Annotated in this window: 9 protein-coding genes and 1 riboswitch; of the genes, 4 read left to right on the top strand and 5 right to left on the bottom strand. The window is 47.5% G+C overall.

The genetic code is table 11. The features are described 5' to 3' along the window. Positions 1-335 precede the first annotated feature (335 nt). Together tssE and A3GA_RS0110685 are read right to left on the bottom strand one after the other, a co-directional pair. Positions 336-887 (bottom strand): type VI secretion system baseplate subunit TssE, encoded by a 552-nt coding sequence (tssE, locus tag A3GA_RS0110690; protein WP_026156964.1) that lies wholly within the window; start codon positions 885-887, stop codon positions 336-338. 79 nt (positions 888-966) lie between these two features. Then, positions 967-1,452 (bottom strand): Hcp family type VI secretion system effector, encoded by a 486-nt coding sequence (locus tag A3GA_RS0110685; RefSeq protein ID WP_018027399.1) that lies wholly within the window; start codon positions 1,450-1,452, stop codon positions 967-969. A 295-nt stretch (positions 1,453-1,747) separates the two neighbouring features. Continuing rightward, positions 1,748-1,856: riboswitch (TPP riboswitch) on the top strand. 89 nt (positions 1,857-1,945) lie between these two features. Between A3GA_RS0110685 and A3GA_RS0110680 the strand changes: the two genes are divergently transcribed. The 4 genes from A3GA_RS0110680 (at position 1,946) to A3GA_RS12215 (ending at position 6,118) form a co-directional block, all read left to right on the top strand. Next, on the top strand, positions 1,946-2,698 hold the full coding sequence (locus A3GA_RS0110680) for an ABC transporter ATP-binding protein (protein WP_018027398.1): 753 nt from the start codon (positions 1,946-1,948) through the stop codon (positions 2,696-2,698). Then, on the top strand, positions 2,691-3,443 hold the full coding sequence (locus tag A3GA_RS0110675) for an ABC transporter permease (protein ID WP_018027397.1): 753 nt from the start codon (positions 2,691-2,693) through the stop codon (positions 3,441-3,443). The genes A3GA_RS0110680 and A3GA_RS0110675 overlap by 8 nt, the downstream gene beginning before the upstream one ends. Positions 3,444-3,475: 32 nt before the next feature. Beyond that, positions 3,476-4,432, top strand: a complete 957-nt coding sequence (locus A3GA_RS0110670) for an ABC transporter substrate-binding protein (RefSeq protein ID WP_018027396.1) — start codon at positions 3,476-3,478, stop codon at positions 4,430-4,432. 162 nt (positions 4,433-4,594) lie between these two features. After that, positions 4,595-6,118: an IS1634 family transposase gene (locus A3GA_RS12215; protein ID WP_018027395.1), complete on the top strand. Its 1,524-nt coding sequence runs from the start codon at positions 4,595-4,597 to the stop codon at positions 6,116-6,118. Between the two features lie 51 nt (positions 6,119-6,169). Here the strand turns inward: A3GA_RS12215 and A3GA_RS0110660 are convergent, their stop codons facing one another. The 3 genes from A3GA_RS0110660 to A3GA_RS11700 form a co-directional block, all read right to left on the bottom strand. Continuing rightward, positions 6,170-8,662 (bottom strand): YadA family autotransporter adhesin, encoded by a 2,493-nt coding sequence (locus A3GA_RS0110660; RefSeq protein ID WP_018027394.1) that lies wholly within the window; start codon positions 8,660-8,662, stop codon positions 6,170-6,172. Between the two features lie 386 nt (positions 8,663-9,048). Further along, complete coding sequence (locus tag A3GA_RS0110655) at positions 9,049-10,035, bottom strand: diaminopimelate dehydrogenase (protein WP_018027393.1); 987 nt, start codon at positions 10,033-10,035, stop codon at positions 9,049-9,051. 49 nt (positions 10,036-10,084) lie between these two features. After that, a complete protein-coding gene (locus tag A3GA_RS11700; RefSeq protein ID WP_476739072.1) occupies positions 10,085-10,807 on the bottom strand; it encodes an RNA-guided endonuclease InsQ/TnpB family protein in 723 nt (240 codons plus the stop codon). Positions 10,808-10,819: the final 12 nt, after the last annotated feature.

The raw sequence follows: 10,819 nt of genomic DNA, 5'->3' as shown, positions 1-10,819 counted from the left end.
CTTCCCCGGTTACTGCGTTGACTCCCTGTAAGATATGCCATCCTCAATCACATGTTAGGGCTGACTAAGTATTGGGCTTTGCGAGATTGTGCACGCTTACCCCCCTAACCTGCCGAATCAGGTTCACTAACGCTATGGACATCTTACTTCCTATGGCTTCCTTCAGACCCTGCCGTTAGCCGGCAACGCCCTTGCCATTCGGATTATCTTCCCCTTAGTCAGGGTGATACAGGTCTCTTGCAACCTGTCGGGTTTGCCAACCTCGCTGGGCAAACACAAAAATGCCCATGGTTATCATCAACCATGGGCTTCTCAACTGGCTCATCGTGTCCTGATCAAAGCTCTGCTTGCTTAATATGCATATGCCCGCTTTCCAAATCCAAACTGGTACGCAATAAAAACTCACGCGGATAGGGATTACACCACATCATGCCCTTAATAATCAAGGTCAATACATTATGATGCTCAAGGTGATTAGCCTCATTAATAAACTTGACACTTAAGGTATCTCGCTGCAGGCGAGGTTCAAAATTCACAATGCAGTCATAAATTGCATTTTGTAGACTAATGTGATCGATTTCTGACATGCGGCGACCTGCCAGTGGAGCGACCCCGAAATTAATGGTGGATTTTTTGACCTCATCTAGGCCCTCCAGATCCACTATCGACTCAAGATTGACAGTGTTTAATAACCACGCCAAATCCCGTAGAATAGCGGCACGCAGCACCTCATAATCCACCTGCACGCCAGTATTTACTTCATTTTTTTTGTGGGGTGCATGATCGGTTAAGCGATCAAATAAGGCCGGTTGTAAACGATCTTTAACGGCTTGCTGCTGACGTCGTTCGCTAGCCGTTTTTTTGCGTTCCTGATATTCAATTACCATGGCTATATAAGAAAATGACGCTAAGGTCAACTGCCCTTAGCGCCTAACACTACTCGATCAAGCAAAACACGCTTGGCAATTAGGCCACCGTTTTGTTTTGTTTGATATCGTAAGCAACCACAGACTCAGCGCCTTTACCGCCGCGGTCAGTTTGCTCCCAGTACTGCTGCTTGATTTTAGCAGCTTGGAAAGCGTAGCTTACCATCATTGCGTCACCTTCTTGATCACCAGTGTACTGAACAGAAGTTACTAATACATCTTCTAAAGTGATGCGAGAGTATTCAACCTGCTCACCGCCGGCTTTACATACAGAAAGCTCAACTTTGGCCAAGTGCTTACCAGTTGCACAATGCTTTAAAACAGCAGGCGCAGCACGATCGATGCGAGCAAACACGTGTAAATCGTTAAAGCTGGCTTTACCGGTACCGCCACCACCGCCAGTTGACATTGAACCAGGCTGAGTAGCGCCCCAAGAGAAAGACTCGATATCACTCCAGTCTTTGTGCTGAGAATCTTTAGATTCACCGTTAGCGCCTTCAATTTTCATAAACATAGCAACTGCCATTTCACTCTCCTTAAGAAATGAGATAATTAAATTTAAGATAAAAAGCTACTTACTGTACATAATAGATACGCAAATCAACTGCTTAATGAAGTCCATAAATTAAGCCAGCTCCCACGAAATCCAACAAAATTCTAACGTTCAAAAATGACATTTAGATGACTGAATTATGTCAATTTGATGATTTTTGTCATATTACAATTAACAAAGAATGGCATCGATAAAAGCAGGCCTGAGCTCGCTCTGACCGCATTGAAGTGGCTGGTTAGACAATCCCAGTGTAATACGGTAGACTGATGACATCTTGTCGGGGTGCCTGTGCCAAGCGTTATTGCGCTACAGGCTGAGATAACACCCGTGAACCTGATCCAGTTCGTACTGGCGGAGGAAATAAGATGCAATACCATCGCTCTAGCCACCAGCGCCTTTCCCCCCCCATGTGCTGACACGTATCACGATAAAATAACGTCACTAGGGCATAGGAGCGTCTCTTTATATGTCACCAGGAATTCGTTTGCAGGAGATTGGCCTGAGTTATGCCGATAAACCGCTGTTTACGCAATTAAATGCGCATTTCAAGGGTGGTTGTTGGCATAGTATTCTTGGTCGTTCAGGCGTCGGTAAAAGTAGCCTTTTAAAAAGCATGGCGGGTTTGTTGAGTGACACCACGCTTGAGGGTTCAGTAAGCGCTGACGATCATCAGCCACTACAGGGAAGAATTGCCTGGATGGCTCAGGGCGACTCGCTGCTACCATGGCTTAATGTTCAAAACAATGTACTGGTCGGTGTGCGCTTACGCAAAGAGCGCTCAAAACAAGCCCTCGCTCGTGCCCAAGCGCTGCTCAGACAGGTTGGTTTAGGCGGCTTAGGTGAGCGCATGCCCCATCAATTATCGGGTGGGCAGCGCCAACGTGTGGCCTTGGCTCGAACCCTGATGGAGGATAAGCCCGTGGTACTGATGGATGAGCCCTTTTCTGCGTTAGATGCCATCACGAAGCTACAGCTACAAGACCTAGCCGCCGAACTGTTGCAAGATAGAACGGTGGTCTTGATTACCCATGATCCTCTGGAGGCCTTGCGTTTGAGCGATGAGGTGTGGGCAATGACTGGACGACCGGTCAGCTTGGATAGCCTGTTCACTATTGATATACCTGCGCCACGCGCTTTAGAGGATGCTCGCATCCTAGCGTGGCAAGGTGAGTTATTAAACTTCCTGCAGCACGATCTTGAGGAGCCTATCCATGAGTAAGCATCGAATCTCACCTGGGCTGCGCTTGCTGTTGGTGACAATCAGTCTGTTTTTATTATGGCAAGTGATTGTCTGGGTCACCAAAACGCCGCATTTTATTTTGCCAGGACCCATTCGTGTATTTAAGGTGTTGTGGGCTCAGCGCAGCTTAATTGCTGAACATTCTCTAGTGACTTTAGCAGAAATTCTCCTGGGTATGGCCTTGGGTTGCTTGCTTGGTTTTCTGAGTGCGATGCTGCTACAGTGGTCCCGCACCCTCAGTTCATGGTTGCTGCCTATCTTGATTGTGAGTCAAGCCATTCCAGTGTTTGCCCTTGCTCCCATTTTAATGTTGTGGTTTGGTTACGGTATGCTTTCAAAGGTCGTGATGGCGGCGCTGATTATCTTCTTCCCGGTCACTTCTGCCTGTTATGACGGCTTACGACGCACCTCAGGTGATTGGCTAGCGTTGGCACATACCATGGGTGCCAGTAAAGCGCAGCTGCTCTGGCAAATTCGCTTGCCTGCCGCCATGCCTTCATTGGCTTCCGGTCTACGGGTAGCAGCCGCTACTGCACCTATCGGCGCAGTGATTGGCGAGTGGGTGGGCTCCAGTCATGGCTTAGGCTATTTAATGCTACACGCCAATGCCCGCATGCAGGTGGACACGGTTTTTGCTGCCTTGATCGTGCTGGCGAGTTTATCTTTACTATTGTATTTCAGTGTGGACTACCTATTGCGTCGACTGATTTATTGGACGACTTAAGACGTTTTTAATCATACTTTTGGAGGGGATTGATGAAATCTTTATTTTCACGTAAAAAATTGCTTGCGGCGGGTGCTTTGAGCCTGCTAATGAGTACGCAAGCCTTGGCGGAAGACAAGGTGACTTTGTTGCTTGATTGGTTTGTTAACCCAGATCATGCGCCGATTATTATTGCGGAGCAAAAAGGTTATTTTAAGGATCAGGATTTAAAGGTGGATATTCAGGAACCCGCCGATCCGTCCATGCCCCCTAAACTCGTGGCAGCGGGTAAGGCCGATATGGCGGTGACCTATCAGCCGCAATTACATATGCAGATCGATGAGGGTTTGCCGCTTACTCGTGTTACTACTCTGATTGCAACGCCTTTAAATACCTTGGTGACACTTAAAAGCAGTAACATCAGCTCGATTGCCGATCTTAAGGGTAAAAAAATCGGTTTTTCCGTTAGTGGCTTTGAAGATGTATTGTTGAGCGTGATGTTGCAACATCACGGCCTAACAATGGATGATGTTGAGCTAGTCAATGTGAACTGGTCACTCTCGCCCTCATTGATTACCGGTAAGGTGGACGCTGTAATTGGCTCATACAGAAACTTTGAATTAAATCAGCTCGATATCGAAAATCATCCTGGTCACGCTTTTTATGTGGAAGAAGAAGGTGTGCCGACCTATGAGGAGCTAATTATCGTAGTAAATAATAAGGACCGTGATCATGATAAGTATCGCCGTTTTAATCTTGCCTTAGAGCAAGCTGTACAATTTATTGTGAATCACCCTGATGAGGCGTGGACCTTGTTTAAAGACTACAAACCTGCCGAGTTGGATGATGAGTTAAATCGTCGGGCATGGAAGGATACCTTAACGCGCTTCGCTTTACGCCCAGGGGCGCTGAGCGAGCGCAGCTATGAGGCCTTTGCTAAGTTTATGCAGGAGCAGAAGCTCATTAAGCAGGTGCCCACTGCTGTTGCAGACTATGCGATTGAGCCTTAGACTTAGCGTGATTGAAACTAGGCAAAGCGTCTAGAATTAACTAGATAAGGTGTATGAGTGTGAAGCTAGTACACCTTTTTTGTGGGACAGCCAACCCTTCCCTTATCACTCAATGAATTCGCTTAACATCCTAGTAACTCTGGGTATCGCACAAGGTTTAACATGTTTATTCGTGAGAAGAAAAATAAATCAGGCTCCGTTAGTATTCAAATACTCAGCAAAGAAAATGGAAGGAAGCGACTGCTTAAAACCATCGGTTGCGCTAGCGACCGCTTAGAAATTGATGCCTTGAAAATAAAAGCGCAGGAGACGCTGGAGGAGCTGAGTGCTCAATCTTCATCAAGCCACAACGAAGAAGATCAGCAATTCATCAATACCATCGCCTCCCTTAGCAATCGAAATATCCAAACCATTGGTCCTGAGCTTATCTTTGGTCGCATCTATGATGACATCGGTTTTCATCAGATTAAGGATGAACAATTTCGTCATCTGGTGATGGCTCAACTTGCCTTTCCCTTAAGCAAGCTAAAAGCCATTGACTACCTTCGACGCTATCAAGGCAGCGAGTTAAGGATTGAGGTACTATATCGCTACCTGGATCGCCTAGCAAATAAACACAAGCCACGCCTTGAGCAGATCGCTTTAACACATGCCTTGCGGATGCATGATGGTGTGCTTAATACGGTCTTTTACAAAATCACACGCTTACATTTCGTGAGCGAGGATGAAGATGATATAACTCGTATCAGCTCTCTCAACATCACTAAAGCTCAACACCCAACCATTTATTTAGGTCTATTAGTGAGTGCCAATGGCTATCCCATTAGCTATGACATGCTGGAGGGTAGGAGCTTTGAAGGCGCTTGTTTAACCTCCTGGCTGGAGACGCTAAGCCGCAAATTCAATATTGGCAAGCCCATCGTGATGGCAGCCAGTGGTCTGCTCTCGCAAGCGCAGATTAAGGCATTAAAAGACAAGGGGTATGATTATCTAGTAGGCGCTAGCTTAACGAGCAAAACAAGCGAAAAAAATAACATGGCTAAGCTGAGCTGGGAGGATGGTGAGTCTAGAAGCTTTGACCTCCCCGCTCAACAACGCCTAGTTGTACACTATAGCGCAGAACGGGCGCAGCGGGATGCGGCAAATCGTCGCAAAGGACTAAAGCGACTGCAACAAGGTATTCTCACTGGCGCCTTAACAGAGAAAAATAGTAATCAACGAGGCTATAACAAGTACCTCAAGCCTCATGCCGATGGCTCCGTTGAGATTGACTGGCAACGCTATGAAGCAGATGCTGCATGGGAAGGTTTGCGAGCTTATCTTACGAACTCGAGCTTAAAGGATGAGGAATTACTAAGCCAGTATGGACAACTGCAGCAGATTCAAAACGCCTTCCGTCTATCCAACACCGATCTTAGCGTCGCTCCTATCCACCATCGTTTGGAGAACAGAATCTGCGCTCATCTCTGCATTGCCTTTAGCGCCTATACAATCCATCAACGCTTAGACACAGCGTTGCGACAAGCAGGCTCAACCCTCTCGCTCGACAAGGCGGCAGAGTTAACCCAGACGATGTACCAGGTTGTGCTTGACTTAGCTGCTAGCAAACAAAGTCAGACGATATTACTAGGCATGGATGCGCAACAACAAGCGTTACGGAATATCTGCGAGAAATACTTCAAGTGATCGCTCCTGCCGCCCACCAGGAGCGCAGGAGCTAAGCTTAATTTCAATGCCTTACCATTGATAGCCGGCGCCAATCGTACCGCCCGCCCCACCACGTGCGGAAGTGTTGGCACTGCCTTTTAGGACCCACTTACCGTTCGCACTGACCGTTGACACCCCAATCGCCATGCCGGACTCACCTCGCCATACACCACCGGCAATCGCTACCATGCTCTTACCCGGCAAGTAGGCTTGAGGTAAACCAGCTGCCGCCATCGCAGCCGCAATACCGGCATTGGCACGGTTATTATTACGTTGAATATCGTCTCGATTTGCGTCAATCTGTTGCTGTAGCTTGTGATTGGCCGCTGACAATTGTTCAACGTTAACCGCATCCGTTCCAGCAACACCAGGGGCGACGTTTGTTATGCGGTTATTATTCATATTAATACCGTCTTTATCAATCACCGGGCCACCGTTATTAACGCTGATGCTATCGGCATTCACGGTGCTTGCGGTGAGACTATTCAGCGTCACGTCTTGCTTTAAGCTAATCTCGATTTTGCCCGAATTATCGGTTCCTGTTTGAGCTACCGAAATATTACTATCGCCAACAAAGGTGACTTTACCGTTAGAGCCAATCTTTGAGGTATTGCCATTTGCGTCGGTAACGCTCCAAGGTGCGCTTGTATTGTTCCCAGCGTTTCCAATCTTCGTGTCTAGCGCATTTAATGCGGCGTTAACGCTGTTATAAGTGTTACCGTCCACATTCAATTGGGTGATTAACTTGCCGCCTTCAAACTTGGATTCACCGCCCATGCCAGCAGCAACGCTTTTAGCAAATTCATCAATATTTGGACTTGAACCACCACTATCTACTGATGCCTTAAGTTGTTTGAGCTGAGCTACGTTCACCGCATCTGTATCATTCAGACCAGCTGCCACACCGGTGATCTGGCGGGTGATGTTATTGGCTACATCACCTACACTGACCGCCGCAGCGGTTGATGTCCAGGCGATATTCGTAGCTTTGTCATTGCCTGCGTACGGAGTTTGAGTCGACTGGTCCCAACCGGTAATGCTTTTGTCTGTATTAGCCACGGAAGCTATACCCAAGGCAACGCTACCTTCTATCTCAGCTTTGGCGCCAACTCCCACTGCGGTAGCTTTGTTGGCCACAACGCTATTGTTACCGATGGACACTGCTTCACTGATATTATCTAGTGTGATGTTATTGCCCATTAGAATGCTGTCTGACACCGTCGTCAACTCCTGCTCATTACCCGTTACAAAGGAGTTTTGAACATCGTCTAGCACATTCTTCGCCCCAGCAACAAACACACGCTTAGTGTTCTCAACTTTATTTCCAAAACCTTGTACGGACGAAAGTTCGGTATTTGTCACACTACTGTGCATGCCCGTCAGGAAAAGGTTTTTGCCATTGTCGACAGTATTGCCGGCACCGATGACTCCAACTTGGCCAAGTTGGGTTTTGCTATCACGCAGCTTATCCCCAATGCTAGAGGCCGCAGTAGGCTCAAACATACCTACGTCTATCTGGTCGTTATAAGAATTCTCGACTTTGTTACCGTAACCGCTGATGATTACACCATTGCTTTCCTGCACCTCATTGGCCGCACCAGACACAATAACCGCAATACTGTTGTACTTCTTGGTATTTGTGGTCTTATCCATGTTGCCCACAGTATTATAGGAACCAGTTATCTGGGAAAAAGCGCCCTGGGCAGCCCAATCCCGCCTGCCGAAAAATCCACCCGTCTTAGCGTGTTGATTAATCAACAGATCGTTGTTGCTACCAATCACGGTGGAATATAGCGCATGCGTATTTGATTGTGCGCCGATCAGGGTCGAGCCACGTCTGGAAGCACCTTTCTGGTTGCTATGGTTAGCAGCCTTAGTGGGTGTACCAATATTTATCGCTTCGTGACCGGCATACGATTCTTTTCCGATGGCGATCGAACCTTCCACGCCATCACCGACCTGTGCCTTGGTACCAATGGCGATGGCATTCTTATTGTTTCCCTGGTACCACATCGACGCAGTATTACCGATGGCGATATTACTTTCCCCGTTTGCTTTGGCTTCATAACCGATAGCAACCCCTCTTTTCCCGGCTTGTGTCGCTGATAGGCCTGTATTGCGCCCTGTACCAATTGCAACGCCCTCTTCTTCCGCTTTAGTGTTGTAACCTACCGCAATACTGCGAGGTGCACTAGCGATGGTGCTATGACCTACCGCTATGCTGTTGACGCCACCAGCATTAGTCGTTGTACCTCCTAGCGCAATAGCATTTTGGCCAAGCTTGCTGGTCGCCCAGGTCTCTGCATTTTGAATCGCTGCAGCTATGTCGGCTGCCGTAATACCACTAATCGTCGCAAAACCGCCAGCACCATTAGGTATCTGACATGAATAACTCTGTTTTCCATCTGGACTCGTACAAGTAATGCCCGTCGGACTGCTGATGGACGCAGCGCCATCAACCCTATAATCAGCGCTAGCCGTCATCGGCAAACCACTCATCACCACCAAGGCAACACTGGTCAATGTGCTTCGTGACGACGAACCTGGGCGTTTAGCTTTCGATTTTGCGACTTGCGAGACCGTCACATAGGGGGGGGGTACTCGCTTGCTCGCTCCACACAGTTTTATAAATATGATTCATATACAACACCTTTTTAATTTAAGCTTTGTTGAGAGTGCTTATACGACAGAGCTTGAGAAAATACGTGCTCAGATTCAATCCTGGTTTAGTCCTCAAAAACTAACAGCCTCCACCCCTTAAACCCTATTTCAGACGCTTAAAATCCAAGCTTCTTGTTGTTAAGCATGTATTCATGACTTAGTCGATACTAAGCTGCTTAGTTAAAAATCAACGAAGCGGCATCGGTATATACGCATTGTACTATGATTTCAACCCCATCACGCTACCACTACAGCATCTCTTTACGCAATTGCTCTGGTGATTTTATCGACAGCAAGCCGGGCGCTACGTCAAACACGGTTTTAGCACCGTATTGACCCTGCTGATTCATACGATAAGCAGCCCGCGCATAAGCAACGAGTACACTGGATGTAAAACCGGGGTTATCATCCAACTGCAAACCATACTCAATCACTTGATTATGCTCAGGGCATGTATTACCACTACGGATCACAAAGCCACCATGCGGCATTCGCTGATGCTCACGTGCTAAGGTTTCCTCATCAATAAAGTGAACGGTAGTGTCATATTCATCAAAGTAGTTAGGCATGGTTTTAATCGTCTGCTCAACCACGGCGGCATCCGCCCCCGCTTGCAGCACCACATAGCACTCACGTGTGTGCTTATCACGTGTACTAAGCGTTGGGCGAGTGCCTGTACGCACGGCATCCATGGCTTTGGCTGAAGGCAAGGTATACTGCACCCCCGCCTTTACCCCCTCAACGCGACGTATAGCATCCGAGTGACCTTGGCTTAAACCCTTGCCCCAGAAGGTGTAGCTCTCCCCATCAGGCAGCACCGCTTCAGCATATAAACGATTAAGTGAGAATAAACCAGGATCCCAGCCCACGCTGATGAGTGCCGTTTTTTTGGCAGGGGCTGCAGCAGCATCAACACTGGCATAAAACTCAGGAATTCTAGCGTGGGTATCAAAACTATCAACTGTATTAAATAATGCCGCCAACGCCGGCGTCTGTTGCGGCAAATCGTCTTTAGAACCACCACATAGAATTAACACATCGATTTTATCTTGAAAGCGCTTTAGGTCATCCATGGCAAAGACCTTGGTCTGCTCATTGAGCGTCACCAACTGCTCTGGTGGCCGACGGCTAAACACACCAACAAGACTCATATCAGGATTGTGCTGAATGGCGGTCTCTACACCACGACCAAGATTACCATAGCCGACGATACCGATTCGAATAAGTTGGGACACGATTTAACTCCAAATTGAGGTGAATAAACAAGTTGACTTCCTCCCCTCCCTAAAGGGATGGGATTCCTGCTTCCAGACGGCCAAGCCCGACCGCAAGAATGTTCCGACTGGCGTTGATACCTCGATCATGCCTTGTGCCACACTGCGCACACGTCCATTCTCTTATTCGCAAACCTGCTCTACCTTTCGGACTGCTGTCACGACTGCCACAGCACGAACACGTTTGGGTAGTGTATCGTTCTGATACGACTTCAAAACGGCAACCTGCGTGCTCGCATTTATAAGTCAATTGCCGTTTGATTTCAAACCAAGCAGCGTCATAGACGGACTTGGCTAGTNTTGATTTCTTACTGTTAAATTGATTACTCGNTACATCACCCACCACAATCAAAGCGTTCTCTTTCACTAGCTTAGTGGTGAATTGATGAATCATATGTTGTCGAGTGTTTTTTATCTTNGNATGAATCGCCTTAACTCGCTTTTTATTCCTTGCACGTTGTGCAATNGCTAAGGGCTTAGCCCACTNCTGTGTTTGTTTCNTTTCTAAGGTATCACCATTGGATGCCACCGCTGCCGAACTTAACCCTAAATCAATCCCGATTTTACCTGTACCACACGTTTTCTTAGGGAAGTCTTTTACTGTGANACACGCATACCAACGCCCACGGCTATCTTGCACAATCTCTAGTGTGTTGATGCTGTACAAGCTTAAGTTATAACTATCCCACAGATCAATCATGAGCTGATTGCCTTTGCCTAGGCTTAGCTGCAAGGTGCTTTTTAA

Origin of the sequence: Oligella urethralis DSM 7531 (assembly GCF_000372065.1) — a bacterium.
Taxonomy (GTDB): Bacteria; Pseudomonadota; Gammaproteobacteria; order Burkholderiales; family Burkholderiaceae_B; genus Oligella; species Oligella urethralis.
The sequence above is the reverse complement of the archived record's forward strand: the minus strand, read 5'-3'. Positions and strand labels throughout refer to the sequence as shown.